Annotated in this window: 19 protein-coding genes; 11 read left to right on the top strand and 8 right to left on the bottom strand. The window is 65.3% G+C overall.

Translation table 11 applies throughout. The features are described 5' to 3' along the window. Window positions 1-14 precede the first annotated feature (14 nt). The gene (locus tag ACRYLO_RS10905; RefSeq protein WP_482660175.1) at window positions 15-1376 is read left to right on the top strand and encodes an NAD-dependent succinate-semialdehyde dehydrogenase; all 1362 of its coding nucleotides are present in this window, start codon (window positions 15-17) and stop codon (window positions 1374-1376) included. A 24-nt stretch (window positions 1377-1400) separates the two neighbouring features. Here ACRYLO_RS10905 and ACRYLO_RS10900 read toward each other — a convergent pair whose 3' ends face one another. The 4 genes from ACRYLO_RS10900 to ACRYLO_RS10885 form a co-directional block, all read right to left on the bottom strand. After that, entirely contained in the window at window positions 1401-1805 is a 405-nt protein-coding gene (locus tag ACRYLO_RS10900) for a hypothetical protein (RefSeq protein WP_482660174.1), read from the bottom strand. Window positions 1806-2173: 368 nt separating this feature from the next. Further along, a complete protein-coding gene (locus ACRYLO_RS10895) occupies window positions 2174-3880 on the bottom strand; it encodes a long-chain-fatty-acid--CoA ligase (protein WP_482660173.1) in 1707 nt (568 codons plus the stop codon). Window positions 3881-3916: 36 nt separating this feature from the next. Then, window positions 3917-4126: a hypothetical protein gene (locus tag ACRYLO_RS10890; RefSeq protein WP_482660172.1), complete on the bottom strand. Its 210-nt coding sequence runs from the start codon at window positions 4124-4126 to the stop codon at window positions 3917-3919. 62 nt (window positions 4127-4188) lie between these two features. Then, window positions 4189-5877 (bottom strand): GGDEF domain-containing protein, encoded by a 1689-nt coding sequence (locus tag ACRYLO_RS10885; protein ID WP_482660171.1) that lies wholly within the window; start codon window positions 5875-5877, stop codon window positions 4189-4191. Between the two features lie 184 nt (window positions 5878-6061). Between ACRYLO_RS10885 and ACRYLO_RS10880 the strand changes: the two genes are divergently transcribed. Next, on the top strand, window positions 6062-6451 hold the full coding sequence (locus tag ACRYLO_RS10880) for a UrcA family protein (RefSeq protein ID WP_482660170.1): 390 nt from the start codon (window positions 6062-6064) through the stop codon (window positions 6449-6451). Between the two features lie 66 nt (window positions 6452-6517). Continuing rightward, on the top strand, window positions 6518-6880 hold the full coding sequence (locus ACRYLO_RS10875; RefSeq protein ID WP_482660169.1) for a DUF7079 family protein: 363 nt from the start codon (window positions 6518-6520) through the stop codon (window positions 6878-6880). A gap of 375 nt (window positions 6881-7255) precedes the next feature. On the opposite strand, the gene clpA is transcribed toward ACRYLO_RS10875, so the two are convergent. Continuing rightward, window positions 7256-9568, bottom strand: a complete 2313-nt coding sequence (gene clpA / locus ACRYLO_RS10870; RefSeq protein ID WP_482660168.1) for an ATP-dependent Clp protease ATP-binding subunit ClpA — start codon at window positions 9566-9568, stop codon at window positions 7256-7258. Window positions 9569-9708: 140 nt separating this feature from the next. Then, the gene (locus tag ACRYLO_RS10865) at window positions 9709-9900 is read right to left on the bottom strand and encodes a DUF1192 domain-containing protein (RefSeq protein ID WP_482660167.1); all 192 of its coding nucleotides are present in this window, start codon (window positions 9898-9900) and stop codon (window positions 9709-9711) included. Window positions 9901-10033: 133 nt separating this feature from the next. Here ACRYLO_RS10865 and ACRYLO_RS10860 point away from each other — a divergent pair, with 133 nt between their 5' ends. The 8 genes from ACRYLO_RS10860 (at window position 10034) to metH (ending at window position 19646) form a co-directional block, all read left to right on the top strand. Beyond that, entirely contained in the window at window positions 10034-11038 is a 1005-nt protein-coding gene (locus ACRYLO_RS10860) for an NAD(P)H-quinone oxidoreductase (RefSeq protein WP_482660166.1), read from the top strand. Then, complete coding sequence (locus ACRYLO_RS10855) at window positions 11035-11652, top strand: glutathione S-transferase family protein (protein ID WP_482660165.1); 618 nt, start codon at window positions 11035-11037, stop codon at window positions 11650-11652. The genes ACRYLO_RS10860 and ACRYLO_RS10855 overlap by 4 nt, the downstream gene beginning before the upstream one ends. A gap of 85 nt (window positions 11653-11737) precedes the next feature. Then, the gene (locus ACRYLO_RS10850; RefSeq protein ID WP_482660164.1) at window positions 11738-12622 is read left to right on the top strand and encodes a UDP-2,3-diacylglucosamine diphosphatase; all 885 of its coding nucleotides are present in this window, start codon (window positions 11738-11740) and stop codon (window positions 12620-12622) included. Between the two features lie 11 nt (window positions 12623-12633). Continuing rightward, window positions 12634-13656 carry a glycosyltransferase family 4 protein gene (locus ACRYLO_RS10845; protein ID WP_482661726.1) on the top strand — a complete coding sequence of 341 codons (1023 nt, stop codon included), beginning with the start codon at window positions 12634-12636 and terminating at the stop codon, window positions 13654-13656. Between the two features lie 207 nt (window positions 13657-13863). Continuing rightward, window positions 13864-14838: an ArsR/SmtB family transcription factor gene (locus ACRYLO_RS10840; RefSeq protein WP_482660163.1), complete on the top strand. Its 975-nt coding sequence runs from the start codon at window positions 13864-13866 to the stop codon at window positions 14836-14838. After that, complete coding sequence (gene metF / locus ACRYLO_RS10835; protein WP_482660162.1) at window positions 14835-15755, top strand: methylenetetrahydrofolate reductase; 921 nt, start codon at window positions 14835-14837, stop codon at window positions 15753-15755. The genes ACRYLO_RS10840 and metF overlap by 4 nt, the downstream gene beginning before the upstream one ends. Window positions 15756-15874: 119 nt before the next feature. Then, entirely contained in the window at window positions 15875-16921 is a 1047-nt protein-coding gene (locus ACRYLO_RS10830) for a homocysteine S-methyltransferase family protein (RefSeq protein ID WP_482660161.1), read from the top strand. A 118-nt stretch (window positions 16922-17039) separates the two neighbouring features. After that, window positions 17040-19646, top strand: a complete 2607-nt coding sequence (metH, locus tag ACRYLO_RS10825) for a methionine synthase (RefSeq protein ID WP_482660160.1) — start codon at window positions 17040-17042, stop codon at window positions 19644-19646. Here the strand turns inward: metH and ACRYLO_RS10820 are convergent, their stop codons facing one another. Next, window positions 19647-21455 (bottom strand): SLC13 family permease, encoded by a 1809-nt coding sequence (locus tag ACRYLO_RS10820; protein ID WP_482660159.1) that lies wholly within the window; start codon window positions 21453-21455, stop codon window positions 19647-19649. Between the two features lie 120 nt (window positions 21456-21575). Then, on the bottom strand, window positions 21576-22625 hold the full coding sequence (gene arsB / locus ACRYLO_RS10815; RefSeq protein WP_482660158.1) for an ACR3 family arsenite efflux transporter: 1050 nt from the start codon (window positions 22623-22625) through the stop codon (window positions 21576-21578). Between the last annotated feature and the right edge of the window lie 5 nt (window positions 22626-22630).

Below are 22630 nucleotides of genomic sequence, written 5' to 3'. Positions count from 1 at the left end.
TGCGAGGAGCGCGCATGTTTACCAGCATCAATCCGGCGACGGGCGAACCGGGTGAGAGCTTTGCCGAACTGGACGGCGATGGCGTCGAGGCGGCGCTGGTGCGCGCGGATGCGGCGTTTGCGTCGTGGCGGGTCAGTCCGGTCGAGCAGCGGGTGGCGTTGCTGAACGCGATTGCCGACCGGTTCGAGGCGGGGAAGGACCACCTTGCCGAAACTGCGGTGCGCGAGATGGGCAAGACGCTGGCGTCGGCGGTGGCCGAGGTCGAGAAATGCGTCGCGGGGTTCCGCTACTATGCCGAGCATGGGCCGGACTTTCTGAAGGGCGAGGAAATCGCGCTGCCGGCCGGGCGGGTGGTGACGCACTGGTTGCCGCTCGGGCCGATCCTAGCGATCATGCCGTGGAATTTTCCTTACTGGCAGGCGGTGCGCTGGCTGGCGCCGACGATCCTGGCGGGGAATGTCGGGTTGCTGAAACATGCGTCGCTGACCCAAGGGTGCGCGGCGCTGATCCAGCAAATGGTGCAGGCGGCAGGGGCGCCGGACGGGCTGTTCCAGAATCTTCCGATCAAGTCGGACAAGGTGTCGCGGATCATCGCCGACAAGCGCGTGGTCGCGGTGACGCTGACCGGGAGCGAGGGGGCGGGGGCCAAGGTGGCCGAAGCCGCCGGGCGCGCGCTGAAAAAGGTCGTGCTGGAACTCGGCGGGTCTGACCCGTTCGTCGTCATGCCCTCGGCCGATCTGGACGCGGCGGTGACGACGGCGGTGAAGGCGCGCATCCAGAATGCCGGGCAAAGCTGCATCTGTGCCAAGCGGATGATCGTGCATGCCGATGTGTATGACGCATTCGCCGAGAAGTTCGTTGCGGCGATGGAGGCGGTGAAGATCGGCGATCCGATGGAGCACGGGATCGAGATGGGGCCGCTGTCGAGCGTCGAGCAACGCGATACTGTGCTGGAGCAGCTGGAGCGAGCCGTGGCGGCGGGCGCGGTGCTGCATGGCGGCGAGAAGATCGAGCGCGACGGCGCGTGGATGCGTGCGGGCGTGCTGACCGATGTCGACCCCGAAGCGGACTTTGCGAAGGAGGAGATTTTCGGACCCGTCGCGATGCTGTTCCGGGCGGAGTCGCTGGAGGACGCGATCCGGCTGGCGAACGACGTCCCCTATGGGCTGGGGTCTAGCGTGTGGACGCAGGACGCCGAGGAGCAGGCGCGGCTGGTGCGCGACATTGCGGCGGGGATGACCGCAGTGAACCAGATGCTGGCGTCGGTGCCGGGCGCGCCGTTCGGCGGGGTGAAGCTGTCCGGCCATGGCCGCGAGCTGGGGCCGTGGGGGCTGCATGAGTTTATGAATTTGAAGGCTGAGATGCGGGGGGATTGAGGGGGGCGTCAGGCATTCTCGGATCTAGAATTTTCTGTTGCCCGGGTCGGCCACCACTTGGTGCTCATCCTGCCAGATTATTGTGCCGGGATCTCTCGTCGTGAGAATTGCAACATGCACCCCACATTCCTCAACGGCCACCTTTAGCTGATGCATCTGTCGCACATGGTCTGCGGCGACGGGTTTGAACCATGACAGGCCGGGCCGTCCTTGCCCGCCATAGCTTCGTTCAAACCGGCTTGGGACGGCAAGGTTTTGCTTAAACCAGCCATAGAGTTCGCCGATCTGACGCAGCGCCCATGCGGGAGCAAAGGCGCAATCCCTTGCTTCTTCCAAGGCTTGAAAGAGACCAAGCCTTTGCCTTTGGCCTTCAACCAGTCGGTAGCAAACAAACCGGACATAGATGCGTTGGGGCTTGCTCATCGTCATGACCTAATGTCGAAAACGGATCGGGCGCAACGTCCACTTCCATCCGCTTAAGCCCCATCCGTCACCCCGGCTTTGTGCCGGGGTCCACCTGGAGGCTGGCGCGGCGCGCGCGGCTCTGGCGCTGGGCGTGGGGTGGGGTGGACCCCGGCACAGGGCCGGGGTGACGAAGGGGTGGCGGCGATGGTGGGGCATACCACCGGCCGTTTGCCCTGAGCTTGTCGAAGGGCCGCAGCGTGCGTTCGGTGAAATCGGGAATCGAGCTTCGACAAGCTCAGCACAAACGGGTGTTTGGCGTGCCTCAAAAAGAAGAAGACCCTCCCCAACCCCTCCCGCGAAGGCGGGAGGGGCTTAAGAAGAAGTGGGAGGGCTCAGGAAGCGCCCGCCGCCTCCGCCGCGATTTCCAAGAGCAAATCCTTGCGGCTCAGCTTGCCGATCATCGTCTTGGGCAGCTTGTCCCGCACCACCACCGCGTCCACGCGTTCGTGTTTGCCGACTTGCGGGTTGAGCCACGCGCGCAGGTCGTCGCCGGTCACTGGCTCTGCATCCTCGTTCAGCGCGACATACGCGCGGGGGACTTCGCCCATGCGGGGGTCGGGCATGCCGACGACCAGTACTTCCTTGATCGCGGGGTGGCGGTAGAGGACGTCCTCGACGTGCTTGGGGAAGACCTTGAACCCGCCGACCGCGATCATGTCCTTGAGCCGGTCGACGATGCGGATGAAACCGTCTGCGTCGATCTGGCCGACATCGCCGGTGCGCAGCCAGCGGGTGCCGGCGGCGTCGTGGCAGAAGGTGGTGTCGTCGGTTTCGGGGCGGTCCCAATAGCCGGCCATGATCTGTGGGCCGGTGATGGTGATCTCGCCCGGTTCGCCTTCGGGCGCGTCGCGTGAGGGGTCTTCCTTGTCGACCAGCCGGACGCGGGTGGCGACGATCGGCTGGCCAATGGTGCCGGACTTGCCTTCGCCGCGATAGGGGTTGGCGGAGACGACGCCCGAGCTTTCGGACAGGCCATAGCCCTCGATCAGCGTCGCGCCGGTTTCGGCCTCGAAGCGCTTCTTGAGCTCGGCGGGCAGGGGCGCGCCGCCTGAGATGCAGTATTTGAGGCTCGACCAGTCGGTCGATTTCGAATGCGGGTGGTCGATCAGCGCCTGGAACATGGTCGGCACGCCGGGCAGCGCGGTCGGCTTGGTGCGGTTGATTGCCGCCAGCGCCTGGGCCGCGTCGAAGCGCGGGAGCATCACGATCTCGCCGCCGGTCAGCACGGTGCGGTTGAGGACGCAGGTGTTGGCGAAGACGTGGAAGAAGGGCAGGACGCCGAGCACACGGTCGAGGCTGGAGCCGAGATCGGGGTCGAGCTTGGCCACCTGTCGCGCATTGGCGGACAGGTTCTGGTGCGTCAGCATCGCGCCCTTGGGCACGCCGGTGGTGCCGCCGGTATATTGGATCAGCGCGAGATGGGTTTGTGGATCGATCTGCGGCGCGACGCACGCGCCGTCATTGGCGATGAGTTGCGAGAAGGCGGTGACGCGCGGGTCATTGGGCTTGGCCGCGACCTCCTTGCCCTTGAACAGGCGGTAGAGGATCGACTTGGTGGGGGGCAGCGCCCCGGCGACCGATCCGACGATCAGGCGTTCGAGGCCGCTCTTGTCCAGCACCTTGAGCGCGGTCGGGAGCAGGGCGGTGGCGCTGAGCGTGAACAGCAGGCGCGTGCCGCTGTCGGCGACCTGCGCGGCGAGCTCATCGACGCTGTAGAGCGGCGAGAAATTGACCACCGTCGCACCCAGCTTGAGGATGCCGTAATAGGCAGCGACATAATGCGGCACGTTGGGCAGGAACAGGCCGATGCGGTCGCCCGGGCCATAGCCGAGCGCCTTGAGGCCACAGGCGACGCGGTTCGCGCCGTCGAGCGTTTCGGCAAAGCTGTAATGGCGGCCGAGAAAGTCGAGGAGGGGGGCATTGCCCTTGCGCCGCGCCGATTCCTCGAACGCATCGACCATGGAGAGCGGGGGCAGGGTCTGGTCCCACGGACCGGGGTGGCGATAGCTATTGCGCCAGGCGTACTCGGGATCGCTCATTTACACGAGTGTAAGCAAGCGCATCGGAAACGCAAGCTAGCGCAGTGTGCGCTCGGTCCAGGTATAGAGGACCGAAACGGCGAGGATGCCGGTATCGAACGCCGCCGCGAACTTGCGGGGGGTCTTGTCGGTGATCTCGTGGGTGAGGATTTCGAACTCGGCCGTCGGATGAACCGTCGTGGCAGTGAGCAGCAGCGCGGCGGCACCGGCGGCCAGAGCGATCCTGCGTTTGTTCAACTGGTCCATCATGCCCTCCCGATGGGCGCGCTTTAGGGCAGAAGCGGGCTGAACGAAAGCTGAATTGCCGGTCAGGCGGCGATGGCGGTCCGCGCGCGGTCGCGACCGGCCGATTTGGCGTCGAACAATGCCTGATCGGCGGCGCGGTAGAGCGATTTCCAGTCGCGCTCGTCGGCGATCGGACCCTGTGCGCTGCCGATGCTGGCGGTGACGCGCAAATCATAGGGCATGCGCGTGGCGCGCAGCCGGGTGAGGATTCGGTCGGGATCGACCGGTTCCGCCGAACCGCTCAGCACCGCGAACTCCTCGCCCCCGATCCGGGCGATCATCGCACCCGCCGGAACCAGCCCGCGCAAGGTCCGCGCCACGGTGCGCAGCACTTCGTCCCCGCCGTCATGGCCGATCGTGTCGTTGACCTGCTTGAACCGGTCGAGGTCGAGGATCAGCAGCGTCTGTGGCCCCGGCCGCCCGATGGCATGACCAAGAAAGGCGCGGCGGTTGAGCAACCCGGTGAGCGGATCGAGATCGGCGAGGCGACGCGCGACCGTCTCGGCGGCGATCGCGGCGTCACGCTCGCGGCTGAGCAGGCGGATGCGGTAGGTGATCGCGATCGATGACAGCAACGCCTCCGCCGACATCGAGATCAGCGTCGAATTGTCGAGCCAAAAGCTCCACGGCATCACGCCAAGGCTGGACAGGACGCGCAGGCACCCTGCGACGATCGGCGCGGCCCAGGCGATGCCGAATAGCCACAGGAAGTTCGAGCGGTTGCGCCACGCCGACACCACGATCGCGACGATCGGCAGCAACATGCTGACGAACACCCAATTGTAGAGCGTATGTGCCAGGTTTGGCGCGAGCGGGGCAAACACGGCAAAGCCGACGCCCGCAACGATCAGCGTGCCGATGCTGGCGCGCAGCATCATCCGCATCCGCGGGCCGAACACATGCTCTTCGAAAAAGGTGCGCGCAAACCAGATTGCCGACGCGGCGGTCAACATCAGCAACAGATAGTTCAGCCGCAGGCGGAAAGTATTGGCGATGTCCGGTACCAGCCAGGCAAGCGCGCCCGATGAGGTAAAGGCATAGGCCATCAGCGCGGTGACCATCGCCGCATAGGCCAGCTGAAACCGGTAACGCAGCGTGGTCCACAGAGCGAGATTATAGGTCAGCAATGCGATGCACAGCCCGCCGAACGCGGCATAGAGCGCGGCCATGAACAGGTTGGCGCGGTTGCTCTCCGCCTCAGTCGCGATGCGTGGATTGCGGACCACGGCGTAGAGATTGCTCGACCTTTCGACCTTCCACAGCAGCCGGTCGACCGGCGCGCGCAGCCGGGGAATCGGATATTCGACGATGGCGCCGAGCTGAATGCGTTTGGTCAGCCCTACCGTGTCGTCGGACATGCTTTCGATGCGGCCATCGGCGTAGAGGACGTGCAGCGTCAGGCGTTCCTGCCACAGGCTGAGCATGCGCGCATTGAGCGGGCGGCGCGAGCGCGAGCGTTCGCCAACGGGTTCGGAGATGACCCAGAAATCGCCGCTGCCCAACTGTTTCTGGGGCGTGATGCAATCGAATCCGGCAAGGTCGCGGGCGATCGCGCGCGGGTCGTCGCCGGGCGCGGCGCGGCGGATGCAGGTGGCGAGCGGACGGCCGGTGGTGCCGGCGCTCCAGCCGGGCGGGCGGGCGTCGGCGGGGGTGGCGAGCATCGCGGCGAACGCGACTGCCAGTGCGATCAGCGCTGCGATCCCCCGTGTCATGCCAGCGGCCTAGCCCGACGAACCCGAAGAAGCGGTTAACAGAGCGCGTTCGTTACAATCGGTTGCGCGACCCGTTGACGACGCAACTGCATGGGATGCCTGTCCGATGACGGGACGCGATGTGCGACTGGCTGGTTAACGGGGGCTACGCATTTCGGTAATGTGCCGTGCAGCGAGGTTTGCGATGACAATGATGCACCTGATCGCCGCTGCGGCGGCGGCGATGATCCTCACCGGTTCGGCGAGCGCCGGCGAGCGGTTCGAGACGCGCCGGATCGCGGTTCCGGCGGCGGGGCTGGACCTGTCGACCGCGGCGGGGATCGATATTCTGGCAGCGCGGATCGACCATGCGGTGAAACGGATCTGCGGGCGCGACCGCGCGTGCGCCGAGGGAGCGTGGGAAAGCACCGAGTGGCAGGTCGACCGGCTGATCCGCGAGGCGCGGGCGTGGCGACGGCTGGCGGACGAGCGTGCGGCGCAGCTGCGGGCATGCCGGGATCGGTGCGCGCGGCCGGCGGCGTGGGGTGCGCCGTCGGCGCCGACGCGGGTTACAGTGGTGGTGGTGCGGAATTGAAGTGTCGGTCTCGCCGTAGGCTTACGACCCATTGCGGACAGTTCATCGGTCGGGCAAATTCCCAACATGGTGCTTTCCGATGCCGAGATCGAGAAACGGTTGCCCGTGTGGCACGCTTTGTCCGATGTCTTCCTCGACACACAGTTGCTGGACGAGGATTACAACCGGATCGCCGTCGTGCTTCGCAACTCCGATTATTCCCACGGGAAGCTGCGAGAAATCTTCGAAGATGAGGTCTCGCCAGCTTTCGTCGCCAATTTGCTTGATGTCGCCGGCGAATGGACCAGCTGGAGCGAGGACGAGGTACGGGAGATTATGGTTCGCTCGCTTCGACAGGGCCGCGGGCTTCCGCCCATGTGGTGGCTGAAGAAACGGATGTATCGTCGGTTTGTCCGGGCGCAGTGGGAGAAAATTGTCCCGCGTCTTTAGATGCGAATGTCCGCTTCGTGCCCGTTTTCGGTGATCTCGCGACTTCGACACGCGGTTGGCATACGGGCAATGAGCGATGTATTTTGGCGATCCGTCATCCTGAACTTGTTTCAGGATCCACGTCTCCGCCAGCGGCTCAGTCGCCTGTTGCGCTGTGGATGCTGAAACGAGTTCAGCATAACGATGGGGGAGGGGCGCGTTGCCCTATCGCAGCCTCCTCGTCACCCCGGCCTTGAGCCGGGGCTGGGCTTCCTGTCGATCAAGGCAGCCCGGTCAGGGGTCAAGCCCGGGACGCCGATGTTGTGAGGTGTCCCCAAAGCAAAATCGCCCCGGCTTTCACCGGGGCGGTTTCGTGGTTCGCGTTGCCGCGGCGGGTTACTTTGCCTTGGCCGGAGCCTTCTTGCCGCCCTTCTTCGATCCCTTGGGCGCCGCGGGCGTGATCGCGAAGGTCAGCGCTTTGTCCTTCAGCTTCACCTCGACCTCGCCGCCATGGACGAGTTTGCCGAACAGCAGTTCCTCGGCCAGCGGCTGCTTGATCTTTTCCTGGATCAGGCGGCCCATCGGGCGCGCGCCGTAGAGCTTGTCATAGCCGCGTTCGGTGAGCCACGCCTTGGCCTCATCGTCCAGGCTGATATGGACGTTGCGGTCGGCGAGCTGGAGTTCGAGCTGGAGGATGAACTTCTCCACCACCCGCTCGACCACCTTGGTCGGGAGATAGTCGAACGGCACGATCGCATCGAGGCGGTTGCGGAATTCGGGGGTGAAGAGCTTCTTCACCGCGTCTTCCTGAACATCGTCACGGCTGATTTCGCCGAAACCGATGCTCTCCCGCGCCATGTCGGACGCGCCGGCATTGGTCGTCATGATCAGGATGACGTTGCGGAAATCGACCGTCTTGCCGTGGTGGTCGGTCAGCTTGCCGTTGTCCATCACCTGCAGCAGGATGTTGAACAGGTCCGGATGCGCCTTTTCGATTTCGTCGAGCAGCAGCACGCAATGCGGGTTCTGATCGATCGCGTCGGTGAGCAGGCCGCCCTGATCATAGCCGACATAGCCCGGAGGCGCGCCGATCAGGCGGCTGACCGAGTGGCGCTCCATATATTCGGACATGTCGAAGCGCTGCAGCGGGATGCCGAGCAATTCGGCGAGCTGCTTGGTCACTTCGGTCTTGCCGACGCCGGTCGGGCCGCTGAACAGATAGTTGCCGATCGGCTTTTCCGGATCGCGCAGGCCGGCGCGGCTGAGCTTGATCGCGCTCGACAGCACCTCGATCGCCTTGTCCTGGCCGAACACGACGCGCTTCAGGTCGGTTTCGATGTTCGCCAGCACCTTGGTATCGTCGCTCGACACCGTTTTCGGCGGGATGCGCGCCATGGTCGCGATGACCTGTTCGATCTCCTTGGGGGTGATCGTCTTCTTGCGCTTGGACGGGGGCACCAGCATCTGCATCGCGCCGACCTCGTCGATCACGTCGATCGCCTTGTCGGGCAATTTCCGGTCGTTGATGTAGCGCGAGCTCAGCTCCACCGCCGACTTGATCGCGTCGGGGGTGTATTTGACATTGTGGTGATCCTCGAACGCCGAGCGCAGGCCGGCGAGGATCTTGATCGTATCCTCGATCGTCGGTTCGTTGACGTCGATCTTCTGGAACCGGCGCAGCAACGCGCGGTCCTTTTCGAAGTGATTGCGGAATTCCTTGTAGGTGGTCGAACCGATGCAGCGGATCGAACCGCCCGACAGCGCGGGCTTCAGCAGGTTGGACGCGTCCATCGCGCCGCCGCTGGTGGCACCGGCGCCGATCACGGTGTGGATCTCGTCGATGAACAGCACCGCATGGGGCAGCTTTTCCAGCTCCGACACGACCTGCTTCAGCCGCTCCTCGAAATCGCCGCGATAGCGGGTGCCGGCGAGCAGCGCGCCCATGTCGAGCGAGTAGATCACCGCTTCCTTGAGCACTTCGGGAACGTCGCCCTCGATGATCTTGCGCGCCAGGCCTTCCGCGATCGCGGTCTTGCCGACGCCGGGATCGCCGACATAGAGCGGGTTGTTCTTGCTGCGGCGGCACAGGATCTGGACGGTGCGATCGACCTCCGGCCCGCGGCCGATCAGCGGATCGATCTTGCCGGTCTTGGCCTTTTCATTAAGGTTGACGGTGAATTGCTTGAGCGCGCTCTCGCCCTTCTTGCCGTCGCTCTTCTGCGCCTTGTCCTCTTCCGCACCCTTGGGCGGGGCGGACTCGACCGGGGTCGAACCCTTGCCGACGCCATGGCTGATATAGCTGACCGCATCGAGGCGGCTCATATCCTGCTGCTGCAGGAAATAGACGGCGTAGCTCTCGCGCTCGCTAAACAGGGCCACCAGCACGTTGGCGCCGGTCACTTCGTCGCGGCCCGACGACTGGACGTGCAGGATCGCGCGCTGGACGACGCGCTGGAACCCGCTGGTCGGCGAGGGATCGGTCTGCTGATCGACGCGCAGCGCCTGAAGCTCGGTATCGAGATAATGGGCGACGGTGGTCTTCAGCTCGCCCAGGTCCACGCCGCACGCACCCATCACCTTGGACGCATGCTCATCGTCCACCAGCGCCAGCAGCAGATGTTCGAGCGTCGCATATTCGTGGCGACGCGAGCTGGCGGCTTCCAGCGCGCGGTGGAGGGTGGATTCGAGGGCGGAAGCGAAACTAGGCATTCGGCTTTACTCCAGTCGGGCCGAAGAAGAGAGACACGCGGCCCGTGCATCCCCTATGTCGGGAGTGTTGCACCGTGCATCAAGCGCCGCACCTGTCCCCAAGACTCTTATAGCGTGACGCCCGGGGATCGGTGCTCCACTCATCGCTTGAATAAGGCATCCGCGCTTGCGCGATGGTTAACGGCGCGTTGAATGATATTACGACAGCGCGCGATTTCGGTTTCGAGCAGCGCGATCCGCGCCTCCAGCTCCGCCACCGAAAACGGGTCGAGATCCTGGCGCGCGAGCTGAGCGGCGGGGTCGTCGGTGCGGCGGGGAAGATCGTCTTCCATGATGCGAAGGTCGGACGCGGCGGCGGGGTTGTCAAGCGGTCGGACGCGCGTCGATGCTCACCGAATTGCGCAACTGCGGCCTTGACGTCACGCGGCGCGGCCCCGATTCAGGCGCGGTTCTAGGGGGATCCGCATGACCAGCCTGCCCGACCGGATGATCGCGATCGATCCTGCGCAGCCCGGCGGGCCGGAGGTGCTGGTCCCGGTCGAGCGGCCTGTGCCGGTGCCGCGCGCCGACGAGGTGCTGATCCGCGTTGCCGCCGCCGGGGTTAACCGGCCCGATGTGCTCCAGCGCATGGGCGGCTATCCGCCACCCCCTGGGGTGACGACGATCCCGGGGCTGGAGGTTGCGGGCGAAGTGGTGGCGGTCGGCGCGGACATTCCGCCCGAGCTGATCGGCCAGCCGATGTGCGCGCTGATCGCCGGGGGCGGTTACGCCGAATATGCGGTCGCGCCGCTCGGTCAGTGCCTGTCGGTGCCGGACGGACTGTCAATGGTCGAGGCGGCGGCGATTCCCGAGACGTTGTTCACCGTGTGGACCAATTTGTTCGAGCGCGGATACGCCGGCGAGGGCGATGTCGCGCTGGTCCATGGCGGGACCAGCGGGATCGGCACGATGGCGATCAGCCTGTGCAATCTGTTCGGGGTCACCGTGATCGTGACGGCTGGGAGCGACGACAAGGTCGCCGCCTGTCTGGCGCATGGCGCGGATCATGCGATCAACTACAAGACCGAGGATTTCGTAGCAAAGGTCAAGGATCTGACCGAGGGGCGCGGCGCCAATGTCGTGCTCGACATGGTTGGCGGCGACTATGTCGCGCGCAATATGAAGTGCATGGCCGATGACGGGCGGCACGTGTCGATCGCGGTGCAGGGCGGTGCCATGGCGACCGTGCCGGTGTTCGAGATCATGCGCCGCCGCCTCACGCTGACCGGATCGACGCTGAGGGCGCGCGACACGGCGTTCAAGACGCTGGTCGCCGACGAGCTGTCGCGGTCGGTGTGGCCGTTCGTGGCCGAGGGGCGGCTGCGCCCGGTGATCGACCGGACGTATCCGCTCGCCGAAGCCGCCGAAGCGCATCGCCGGATGGAGAGCGGCGCGCATATGGGCAAGATCGTGCTGCAGGTGGCGGCGTGACCGGCGTGATCCTGCATGAATATGCCCCTTCGGGCAATTGCTACAAGATCCGCCTGACCGCAGCGCTGACCGGCACGGCGATCGAACGGCGCAGCTATGACATCATGGCGGGGGCGACGCGGACGGCTGACTTCCTGGCCAAGGTCAACGCCAATGGGCGGATTCCGGTGTTGCAGCATGGCGACCGGTTTTTGCCCGAGAGCAATGCGGCGTGCTTCTACCTCGCCGATGGCAGCGCGCTGATTCCGGCCGACTCGTTCGAGCGGGCGGACATGCTGCGCTGGATGTTCTGGGAGCAATATAATCACGAACCGAACATCGCGACGGTGCGATTTTGGATGGGATGGGTGGGGGAGGCCAATCTCGATGACCTCCAGCGCGCGCTGTTGCCGGGCAAGCGCGCGGCGGGGGTGGCTGCGCTCAAGCTGATGGACAAACATCTGGCAGGGCGCGACTGGTTCGTGGGCGATGCGCCGAGCCTCGCCGACATCTGCCTCTACGCCTATACCCATGTCGCCGAGGAGGGCGGGTTTGCCCTCACGCCTTATCGGGCGGTGCGTGACTGGATCGCGCGGGTCGAGGCTCTCGATGACTATATCGCGATCACTGCGTGACACTTCGGTGACGCGCGAACGATTCGAGCTGTAACATTCCATCGCCATAGGCGACCCGGGCAAGGGCATTGCACGGGGCGCTAGTATGGCCACGATCACTCGACTTCCGTTCGACACGAATGTTGCGGACTTCGCCGACTTTACGACTGCCGAACCCGCGATTCCGGAAAAGACGATCGGCGGTCGGCGGCAATATCGCACGATCTGGATCAGCGATATCCATTTGGGGACGCGCGGCTGCAACGCCGAAATGCTGATCGATTTCCTGGATCATGTCGACAGCGACACCATTTACCTGGTCGGCGACATTATCGACGGGTGGCAGCTCAAGAAGAAATTCTACTGGCCCGCGGCGCATAACGACATTGTTTGGCGCCTCCTGAAGCGCGCCAAGCGCGGCGCGCGGGTGATCTATATCCCCGGCAACCATGACGAGATTTTCCGCCAGTTCACGGGCCTCAGCTTTGGCGGGGTCGAGATCAAGCGGCAGGCGATCCACCAGACCGCCGATGGCCGCCGCCTGCTGGTGCTGCATGGCGACGAGTTCGACGCGATCACGCTGAGCCATCGCTGGCTCGCCCATGTCGGCGACGCGGCCTACACGGCGGTGATGGCGCTCAACCGCTGGTGCAACAAATATCGCAGCTGGCGCGGCCTGCCCTATTGGTCGCTGTCCAAGCACGCCAAGCAGAAGGTCAAGAACGCGGTCGAATTTATCTGCGGCTTTGAGGAAATCGTCGCGAAAGAAGCGGGCGCGCGCGGTGTTGACGGGGTGATCGCGGGGCATATTCACACCGCCGAGATGCGCACGATCGACGGGATCGAATATTATAATGACGGCGACTGGGTGGAGGGTTGCACCGCTCTGGTCGAACATTACGATGGCACGATGGAAATCCTCCATTGGGCCGATGAGATCGCCAAGCGTGACCTCGACCCGGAGCGGGTCGAGGAGCGCGTAGCGGCTTGAGCGAAACGGAGATGCGGATCGCAATCGTAACCGACGCCTGGGAGCCTCAGGTGAACGGTGTCGTGCGCACGCTCCAGTCGGTGCGGCGCGTGCTCGAGGGGCAGGGGCATAAGGTCAAGGTGATCTCCCCTGACCTGTTCTATTCGGTGCCGTGCCCGACCTATCCCGAGATTCGCCTCGCGATGGTGCGTAGCCGGACGATCGGCGATCTGCTCGACGAATTTTCGCCGCATGCGGTGCATCTGGCGACCGAGGGGCCGGTCTGCGTCGCGGCGCGGCGCTGGTGCCTGCGGCATGATTTCCCGTTCACCACCGCCTATCACACGCAATTCCCGGATTATGTCGAGGCGCGGTCGGGTGTGCCGGCGGAGTGGGTGTGGCGCTATATTCGCTGGTTCCATGCGCCCGCGCAGTCGATCCTCGCCTCCACCGCATCGATCCGGCAGGCGTTGGTCGATCATGGGCTGACCCGAGTGCAGCATTGGGGGCGAGGCGTAGACCTGGCCAATTTCCATCCCGGCGTGACGCCACATCCGGCGATGGCCGAACTTCCCGGACCGGTGCAGCTCTATGTCGGGCGCGTGGCGATCGAGAAGAACCTGGAAGCCTTCCTCGCGTCGTCGCATCCGGGGACCAAGGTCGTGGTCGGCGATGGTCCGGCGCGCGCCGCGTTGCAGGCGAAATATCCCGACGCGAGGTTCATGGGATCGATGTTCGGCGCCGAACTGGCGCAGGCCTATCGCGCGGCTAATGTGTTCGTGTTCCCGAGCAAGACCGACACGTTCGGGCTGGTGATGATCGAGGCACTGGCATGCGGCACGCCGGTCGCGGCCTATCCGGTGACGGGGCCGGTCGATATCCTGACGCCGGAAACCGGGGCAATGGCCGAGGATCTGGATGCGGCGATCGCTGAGGCGCTGACCCGCGACCGTGCGGATTGCGCGGCCTATGGGCGCGGCTTCACCTGGGAGGCGAGCGCGGCGCAGTTTCTGGCGGCTTTGGTGCCGATTATCGAGGAAGCGCGGGCGGCATAGTTTCTAATCCTCCCCCGCTAGGGGGAGGTGTCGCTGAAGGCGACGGAGGGGGAGGGCGGCTGTGTCCCTGAGCCTCTTGCAGATCGCAATCCTCCCCCTCCGTCATCGCTTCGCGATGCCACCTCCCCCTGGCGGGGGAGGATTAAGGCGTGCGCGCGGCCATCCCGCATTGACCTGATATAAAGATATCTTTATATCTACATACCTATGAACACGGCTCTCGAATCCTTCCGCGCGCTCGCGGACCAGACGCGGTTGCGCATTCTTGCGCTGCTGCGGCTGATGGAGCTGTCGGTGGGCGAGCTGGCGCAGGTGCTGGGGCAGAGCCAGCCGCGCGTGTCGCGTCACGTGAAAATCCTGTGCGATGCGGGGCTGGCCGAGCGGCGCAAGGAGGGGAGCTGGGTGTTCGTCGCGCTGGGCGACACCAAGCGCACCGGGCCGATCTTCGCCGCGCTCGACGCCTGGCGCAGCGAGGGTGAGGATCATTGGGCAATTGCCGACAGCGCGCGGCTGGCAGCGGTGCGCGCTGATCGTGCGGCGGCGGCGGCAGAATGGTTCGAGGCGCATGCCGGCGAGTGGGATGCGATCCGGTCGCTACATGTGGCGGAGGAGCAGGTCGAGGCGGCGATGGTCGCGGCCTTGGGCGAGGCGCGGATCGCGCGGCTGATCGATATCGGCACTGGCACCGGGCGGATGCTCGAGCTGTTCGCGCCGCATGCCGACAGCGCGCTGGGGATCGACCGCTCGTCGGAAATGCTGCGGCTGGCACGGGCGAAACTATCGGAACAGGGCGTCGCCAATGCCGAGCTGCGCCAGGCGGACCTTTATGCGCTGCCGATGAGCGATGGCGAGGCGGATGCCGCGATCCTGCACCATGTGCTGCACTTCGCGCAGCAGCCGGGGGCCGCGATCGGCGAAGCGGCGCGGGTGCTGAACGGCGGCGGGCGCCTGCTGATTGTCGATTTCGCGCCGCATGATCGTGAGGAATTGCGGACGCGCGAAGGCCATGTGCGCCTGGGCTTTTCGGACGAGCAGATGCTCGGCTGGTTCGCCAAGGCGGGGCTGGCGCCGGTCCAGACCCAGACGCTGGAAGGCGGCGCGCTGACCGTAAAATTATGGCTGGGCCGCAAGGCGGGACAGCCGGGTGAACAACTGCCAGTGAATGAGGTGAAGGCAGCATGAGTATCGATCGCGACCCGTCCTCTCCGCCGCTGTTCGCGGACGTTGCAGGCGACATCGACGTCAGCTTCGAATTCTTTCCGCCCAAGACCGAGGCGATGGAAAAGACGCTGTGGGAGTCGGTCGAGACGCTGAGCCCGTTCGATCCGCGCTTCGTGTCGGTGACCTATGGCGCGGGCGGGACGACGCGTGAGCGGACGCACAACACCGTCGCCCGCATTGCGCGCGAGACGCCGATCGCGGTCGCCGCGCACCTGACCTGTGTCGATGCGACCAAGGCCGAGATCGACGCGGTGGCCGAGGAATATTGGGCGGCGGGCGTCCGCCATATCGTCGCGCTGCGCGGCGATCCGCCGCGTGCGGGAGAGAAGTACGCGACGCATCCGGGCGGCTATGAGAATGCCGCCGATCTGGTCGCTGGCTTGCGCAAGCTGCACCCGTTCGAGATTTCGGTTGCGGCCTATCCCGAATGCCACCCGGATTCTCCCGATGCGGCGCATGACCTGGATAACCTCAAGCGCAAGATTGATGCAGGTGCGAACCGCGCGATCACGCAGTTCTTTTTCGAGGCCGATACCTTCCTGCGCTTCCGCGACGCGGCGGCGGCGGCGGGGATCAATGCGGAGATCGTGCCGGGGATTATGCCGGTGATGAGCTTTGCCGCGGTCCAGAAGATGTCGGCGATGTGCGGTACGGCGGTGCCGGGCTGGATGGAGCGGTTGTTTGACGGGCTGGACGACCACCCGGCTGCGCGTCAGCTCGTTTCCGCGACGCTGGCGGCGGAATTGTGCCGCAACCTCTATGCCGGCGGCGTGCGGCAGTTTCACTTCTACACGCTCAACCGGGCAGAGCTGAGCTACGCGATCTGTCACATGCTGGGCGTGCGCCCGCGTGGTGCGGCGGCGAGCGTGGCGGCTTAAAGTTCCCCTCCCGCTTGCGGGAGGGGTTAGGGGAGGGCCTGTCGGAGGCCAGACCTTCCCGTGATTGAACAGGCCCTCCCCCGGCCCCTCCCGCAAGCGGGAGGGGAGAGAGAAAAGACATGACACCACGCGAAAAACTGCTGGCGGAAGCTGCCAAGCGCATCCTGATCACCGACGGGGCGTTCGGGACCGAGATTCAGAACTGGAAGCTGTCCGAGGCGGATTATGCTGGCGACCTCAATCTGGGGCACGACCAGAAGGGCAACAACGACATCCTCGCGCTGACCCGTCCGGATGTGCCGGCGAGCATCCACCGCGCCTATTTCGAGGCGGGGGCGGATATTGCCGAGACCAACACCTTCTCCGCCAACCGGATCAGCCAGGCCGATTATGGTGCCGAGCATCTGGTGCGCGAAATCAATGTCGAAAGCGCGAAGCTGGCGCGTCAGATCGCGGACGAGTTCGAGGCGAAGGATGGGCGGCCGCGCTTCGTCGCCGGGGCGCTCGGCCCGACCAACAAGACGCTGTCGCTGTCGCCCGACGTCAATGATCCGGGCTATCGCGAGATCGATTTCGATACGCTGAAGGACGTGTATCGCGAGCAGATCGACGCGCTGGTCGAGGGTGGGGTCGACTTCATCCTGATCGAGACGGTGTTCGATACGCTGAACGCCAAGGCCGGCGTGATGGCGTGCATCGAGGCAGCGAACGATCTGGGCCGCGACCTGCCGATCATGATGTCGATGACGCTGACCGACCTGTCGGGCCGCAACCTGTCGGGCCACACGGTCGAGGCGTTCTGGGCGGCGATCCGCCATGCCAAGCCGGTGACGATCGGGCTGAATTGCTCGTTCGGCGCGGAGCAGCTGCGCCCGCACGTCGCGACGCTCTCCAAGCTCTGTGACACGCTGATCATGGTCTATCCCAATGCCGGCCTGCCCAACGAGCTGGGTGCTTATGACGAGGCACCGCACACGACCGCAGGGCTGGTCAAGGAATGGGCCGATCAGGCGCAGGTCAACATCCTGGGCGGCTGCTGCGGATCGACCCCGGCGCATATCAAGGCGATTGCCGATGCGGTGAAGGACTTGCCCCCGCGCGCGATCCCGACGCCGCCGGTGCGGACGCAGCTGGCCGGGCTGGAGCCATTTGTGATGGCGGCGTAATTCCCCTCCCGCTTGCGGGAGGGGCTAGGGGAGGGCCTGTCCTCCTCTGCGCCGCCCGAGACTGACACGCCCTCCCCCGACCCCTCCCGCAAGCGGGAGGGGGGAAGAAGAAGAACCAATGACCGCGACTGCCACCACCTCCACCGCCTTCGTCAATATCGGCGAGCGCACCAACGTCACCGGATCGGCCAAGTTCAAGAAGCTGATCATGGCCGGCGACTATACCGCCGCGGTCGAGGTCGCGCGGCAGCAGGTCGAGAATGGCGCGCAGGTGATCGACGTCAACATGGACGAAGGTCTGCTCGACGCGCATGAGGCGATGACGACGTTCCTCAAGCTGATCGCCGCAGAACCGGATATCGCGCGCGTGCCGGTGATGATCGACAGCTCCAAATGGGACGTGATCGAGGCGGGGCTGAAGTGCGTCAGCGGCAAGCCGATCGTCAATTCGATCAGCATGAAGGAGGGCATTCCGCAATTCCTGGAGCATGCGCGCAAGTGCATGGCCTATGGCGCGGCGGTCGTGGTGATGGCGTTCGACGAGGTCGGGCAGGCCGATACCCAGGCGCGCAAGGTCGAGATTTGCGAGCGGGCCTACAAGGAACTGATGGCCATCGGCTTCCCGCCCGAGGACATCATCTTCGACGCCAATGTGTTCGCGGTCGCCACGGGAATCGAGGAGCACAACAATTACGGCGTGGACTTCATCGAGGCGGTGAAGGAGATCAAGGCGCGCTGCCCGCATGTCCATTTCTCGGGCGGTCTGTCGAACCTGTCGTTCAGCTTCCGCGGCAACGAGCCGGTGCGCCGCGCGATGCACAGCGTGTTCCTGTATCACGCGATCCCCGCAGGGCTGGACATGGCGATCGTCAATGCCGGGCAGCTCGACATTTACGACCAGATCGAGCCGGAACTGCGCGCCGCGTGCGAGGATGTTATCCTCAACCGCGATCCCGAGGCGGGCGACCGGCTGGTCGCGCTGGCGGAGAAATTTCGCGGCACCGATGTGGTGGCGGAGAAGCAGGCGGCGGAATGGCGCGGCTGGGCGGTCGAGAAGCGGCTGGAGCATGCGCTGGTCAAGGGCATCGACCAATATGTGGTCGAGGATACCGAGGAATGCCGCCAGAAGGCCGCCAAGCCGATCGACGTGATCGAAGGCCCGTTGATGGACGGGATGAACGTCGTCGGCGACCTGTTCGGCAGCGGCAAGATGTTCCTGCCACAGGTGGTGAAGAGCGCGCGCGTGATGAAGAAGGCGGTCGCGCACCTCCTCCCCTATATCGAGGCGGCGAAGGAGCCCGGCGCGAAGGGCAAGGGCAAGGTCATCATGGCGACCGTCAAGGGCGACGTGCATGACATCGGCAAGAACATCGTCGGCGTCGTCCTGCAGTGCAACGGGTTCGAGGTCGTGGACCTGGGCGTGATGGTGCCGTGGTCGACGATCCTTGCCGCCGCCAATGAGAATGATGCCGACATGATCGGCCTGTCCGGCCTGATCACCCCCTCGCTCGACGAGATGGTAACTGTGGCGGAGGAGATGAAGCGCTCCGGCATGACCATGCCGCTGCTGATCGGCGGCGCGACGACGTCGAAGGTGCATACCGCGCTGCGCATCGCTCCGGCCTATGACGGGCCGGTGGTGCATGTGCTCGACGCGAGCCGAGCGGTGGGTGTTGCGACGACGCTCGTCTCCGAGACGATCCGCGACGATTATGTCGCCAAAATCGCCGACGAGTATGAAGCGGTGCGCGTCGCCCGCGCGAACAAGGGCCAGAGCGAGCTGGTCCCGATCGAAGCAGCGCGCGACAATGCGTTCGATGCGGACATGAGCCTGAAGCCGGGTCGTCCGCGCATGCCCGGCGTCCACAGCTTCCCCGACTGGGATCTCAAGGATCTGCGCAACTATATCGACTGGACGCCATTCTTCCGCGCGTGGGAGCTGGCGGGCAACTACCCGGCGATTCTGGAGGACAAGGTGGTCGGCGAGAGCGCGACCAGCCTGTTCGCCGATGCGCAGAAGATGCTCGACAAGATCATCGACGAGAAATGGCTGACCGCGCGCGGCGTGGCCGGGCTGTGGCCGTGCCGCCGTCAGGGCGACGACATCATCGTCCATGTCGAGGACGAAAAGCATGTCACGCTGCCGATGCTGCGCCAGCAGATCCAGAAGCGTGAGGGGCGGGCGAATATGTGCCTGGCCGACTTCATCGACCGGCAGGGCGACTGGATCGGCGGGTTCGCGGTGTCGATCCACGGCATCGAGCCGCATCTCGCGCGGTTCAAGGCGGCGATCGACGATTATTCGGACATCCTGTTGAAGGCGCTCGCCGATCGCTTGGCCGAGGCGTTTGCCGAGCGGCTGCACCATTTCGTGCGCACGGCGCTGTGGGGTTATGCCGAGGGCGAGCAGCTGACCAACGAGGCGATGATCAAGGAACAATATCGCGGCATCCGCCCGGCGCCGGGCTATCCCGCCTGCCCCGAGCATAGCCTCAAGCCGATCCTGTTCGAGATGCTCGACGCGCACAAGAATACCGGCGTGTCGCTGACCGAGAGCTTTGCGATGCTGCCCACCGCCGCGGTCAGCGGCTTCTACTTCGGGCATCCGCAGGCCGAGTATTTCGGCGTGGCGCGCGTCGGGCGCGACCAGCTGGAGGATTATGCCGCGCGGCGCGGGGTGAGCGTCGAGCTGGCGGAGCGGTATCTGCGACCGAACCTGGACTGATCAACCGATCAGCAGGTGGATCGCGATGCAGGTGGCGACGCCGACAGTCACGTTCATCGGAATGCCGATCTTCACGAAGTCCGAGAAGCGATAGTCGGCGGCGGCATAGACCATGGTGTTGGTCTGATAGCCGATCGGCGTGGCGAAGCTGGCCGAGGCGGCGAACATGACGGCGATGATCAGTGCGGTCGGATCGTTGCCCGTGGCCTGAGCGAGGCCGATCGCCACCGGGGTCATGATGACGGCGACGGCATTGTTGGTCACCGCCTCGGTCAGGATTGAGGTCAGGAAATACAGCACCAGGATCAGCATCAGCGGCGATAGCGTGCCGAGCCAGGGGGAGGCGGTGTCGACTATCAGCCCGACGGTGCCGATGCTGTCGAGCGCGGCGCCGATGCCGAGCATGGCGAGGATCAGCACCAGCACGCTGCCATCGATCGAATTCCACGCCTCTTCCGGGTCGATGCAGCCGGTGACCAGCACGATCCCGACGCCGAGAATGGCCAGTGTCAGGATCGGCGCGATGCCGAGCGCCGCGAGCAGCACCACAGCCGTAAGCGTCAGCACCGCGATCGGCGCGCGGCGGCGGCGATAGGCGCGCACCGCGCTGGTATCGCCGACGATCAGATTGGGATTTTCGCGCAGTGCGGCGGCGCCATTCGCATCGGCGGCCACGAGCAGGCTGTCGGCCGCGCGCAGTCGCACGCTGCCCAGAAACGGGCCGGGCAAATGGCGTGCGCGGCCGATGCCGAGGATCCGGGCAGGCAGGTTCGACAGGAACGGAATCTCGCGCAGCTGGCGCCCAAGCGTTGGGTGTGAGGGGGCAATGGTCACGCCGATCAGCCGCACATCCTCGGCGCGCACATCCTCCGACAGGCGAATCGGCTGGCCGACATTCTGCAGCCCGACCCGTACATCGGCACGTCGCGCCAGCCCGTCGAGCTCGTTCGCTGAGGCGGAGACGACCAGCCGGTCCTCGCCGGATATCACAAGGTCGGGTGCCGGATCGCGCAGCAGATCGTTGCCGCGCCGAACTCCGACCAGCCGCACCGCATCGCGCTTGAGGAAGCCAAGTTCCGAGACCATCGGCGGGCGGTCGGCAAGCTCGCCGATCAGCTGCAGGTCGGTGAGATAGGTCAAGTGATGCTGGTCGGCGCTGTCGTCATCATCGCGGGCGGGCAGCAGGCGCGGGCCGAGGATGAGCAACGTCGCGACGCCCGCGGCCATGGTGCACAGCCCGACCAGGGTGATGTCGAAAATGCCGAACCCTGGCTGCCCCTGTGCCCGCGCGACGCCATCGACCAGCAGGTTGGTCGAGGTGCCGACCAGGGTCAGCGTGCCGCCCAGGATGCTGAGATAGGAGAGCGGGATCAGCAGGCGCGTGGCAGGGATCTGCACCGCCTTGGCCAGCCGTTTGACGATCGGAATGAGCACGATCACGACGGGCGTGTTGTTGATGAAGGCCGGGGCCGTGGCAGCGCCGACAAACATTTCGGCGACGGTGCGGCGCGGCGCATCGGCTGCGCGGCGGACCAATATGCTTGCCACCGCCTCGATCGCGCCGGTGCGGACGAGCGCGCTCGACAGGACGAAGAAGGCGGCGATGGTGATCGGTGCGGGGTTGGCGAAGGACGCCCCGATCATGTCGGGGGTCAGCCAGCCAAAGGCGATCGCCGCAGCGGTGCCGAACACCGCAATCGTCACCGGGGGGAAGCGTTCGGTCGCAAAGGCGATGAACAGCGCAACGATGAACGCCAGGCCCAAAATGGGCTGGAGCGGCGCAAGCGCTGCGCCGGCCGCATCGATCATCGCGGCTGGACCGAGTGGTCAGGACACGGGATGCAGGGCGACGCGCGATCGGCAGCATTGCGGGAGGTCATCCCTGCTCCCTAGCGATGCGCTGCGCGCGGCGCCAGCCTGACCCCGAGTTCAGGCTGTCGGAAAGCTGCCGCGCGTACGGTTGGCGAACGCGACCAGGCTGAGCATTACCGGAACCTCGACCAGCACGCCGACTACGGTGGCGAGCGCGGCACCGCTCGACAAGCCGAACAGGCCGATCGCGACCGCCACCGCCAGCTCGAAGAAGTTCGACGTGCCGATCAGCGCGCATGGCGCGGCGATGTTGTGGGGCACGCGCCATGCCTTGGCCGCAGCATAGGCGATGGCGAAGATCGCGTAGGACTGGATCAGGATCGGCACCGCGATCAGCGCGATCAGCAGCGGGTTGGCGACGATCGTCTGCGCCTGAAACGCGAACAGCAGCACGACGGTGGCGAGCAGGCCGATGATGGACCAAGGCTTGAGCCGCGCGGTGAAGGCGTCGACTGCGGCCGCATCGCCGCCATGGCTGGCGATGACGCGGCGGCGGGTGATGGCCCCGGCCACCAGCGGGATGACGACATAGAGCACGACCGACAGCAGCAATGTCTGCCACGGCACGACGATATCGGTGACACCGAGCAGCAGCGCGACGATCGGGGCAAAGGCGATGATCATGACGAGGTCGTTCACCGACACCTGCACCAGCGTATAGGCGGGGTCGCCCCTGGTCATTTGTGACCAGACGAACACCATCGCGGTGCAGGGGGCGGCACCGAGCAGGATCAGGCCCGCGATATATTGCTGGCCCAGGTCGCGCGGGATCAGGTCGGCATAGATCCAGTCGAAGAACAGGATCGCGAGCGCGGCCATGGTGAAGGGCTTGATCAGCCAGTTGACGACGAGCGTGATGACCAGCCCCTTGGGCTTGCGCCCGACATCGCGGATGCTGGCGAAATCGACCCCGACCATCATCGGATAGATCATCGCCCAGACCAGCACCGCGACGACGAGGTTGACCGAGGCAACTTCCAGCCCCGCCAGCGCCGTGGTGACGCCCGGCGCGATCAGGCCAAGGGCTAGGCCAGCAAGGATCGCCAGCGCGACCCAGAGCGAAAGCCAGCGCTCGAACAGGCCGAGCGGGGAGGAGGTGTCGGTCATGGTGG

The sequence above is a fragment of the Sphingomonas sp. SDUR79 genome, from assembly GCF_056821745.1.
Note: the sequence above shows the minus strand (reverse complement) of the source record. Positions and strands in the feature narration are given on the sequence as shown.

Bases quoted from the DNA above. Each gene is read 5' to 3' on its own strand.
- ACRYLO_RS10845 (WP_482661726.1), top strand. From the start codon at position 12,634: ATGCGGATCGCAATCGTAACCGACGCCTGGGAGCCTCAGGTGAACGGT.
- ACRYLO_RS10905 (WP_482660175.1), top strand. From the start codon at position 15: ATGTTTACCAGCATCAATCCGGCGACGGGCGAACCGGGTGAGAGCTTT.
- ACRYLO_RS10860 (WP_482660166.1), top strand. From the start codon at position 10,034: ATGACCAGCCTGCCCGACCGGATGATCGCGATCGATCCTGCGCAGCCC.
- ACRYLO_RS10875 (WP_482660169.1), top strand. From the start codon at position 6,518: ATGGTGCTTTCCGATGCCGAGATCGAGAAACGGTTGCCCGTGTGGCAC.
- metH (WP_482660160.1), top strand. From the start codon at position 17,040: ATGACCGCGACTGCCACCACCTCCACCGCCTTCGTCAATATCGGCGAG.
- ACRYLO_RS10895 (WP_482660173.1), bottom strand. From the start codon at position 3,880: ATGAGCGATCCCGAGTACGCCTGGCGCAATAGCTATCGCCACCCCGGT.
- clpA (WP_482660168.1), bottom strand. From the start codon at position 9,568: ATGCCTAGTTTCGCTTCCGCCCTCGAATCCACCCTCCACCGCGCGCTG.
- metF (WP_482660162.1), top strand. From the start codon at position 14,835: ATGAGTATCGATCGCGACCCGTCCTCTCCGCCGCTGTTCGCGGACGTT.
- ACRYLO_RS10850 (WP_482660164.1), top strand. From the start codon at position 11,738: ATGGCCACGATCACTCGACTTCCGTTCGACACGAATGTTGCGGACTTC.
- ACRYLO_RS10840 (WP_482660163.1), top strand. From the start codon at position 13,864: ATGAACACGGCTCTCGAATCCTTCCGCGCGCTCGCGGACCAGACGCGG.
- ACRYLO_RS10830 (WP_482660161.1), top strand. From the start codon at position 15,875: ATGACACCACGCGAAAAACTGCTGGCGGAAGCTGCCAAGCGCATCCTG.
- ACRYLO_RS10885 (WP_482660171.1), bottom strand. From the start codon at position 5,877: ATGACACGGGGGATCGCAGCGCTGATCGCACTGGCAGTCGCGTTCGCC.
- ACRYLO_RS10890 (WP_482660172.1), bottom strand. From the start codon at position 4,126: ATGGACCAGTTGAACAAACGCAGGATCGCTCTGGCCGCCGGTGCCGCC.
- arsB (WP_482660158.1), bottom strand. From the start codon at position 22,625: ATGACCGACACCTCCTCCCCGCTCGGCCTGTTCGAGCGCTGGCTTTCG.
- ACRYLO_RS10865 (WP_482660167.1), bottom strand. From the start codon at position 9,900: ATGGAAGACGATCTTCCCCGCCGCACCGACGACCCCGCCGCTCAGCTC.
- ACRYLO_RS10880 (WP_482660170.1), top strand. From the start codon at position 6,062: ATGACAATGATGCACCTGATCGCCGCTGCGGCGGCGGCGATGATCCTC.
- ACRYLO_RS10900 (WP_482660174.1), bottom strand. From the start codon at position 1,805: ATGACGATGAGCAAGCCCCAACGCATCTATGTCCGGTTTGTTTGCTAC.
- ACRYLO_RS10820 (WP_482660159.1), bottom strand. From the start codon at position 21,455: ATGATCGATGCGGCCGGCGCAGCGCTTGCGCCGCTCCAGCCCATTTTG.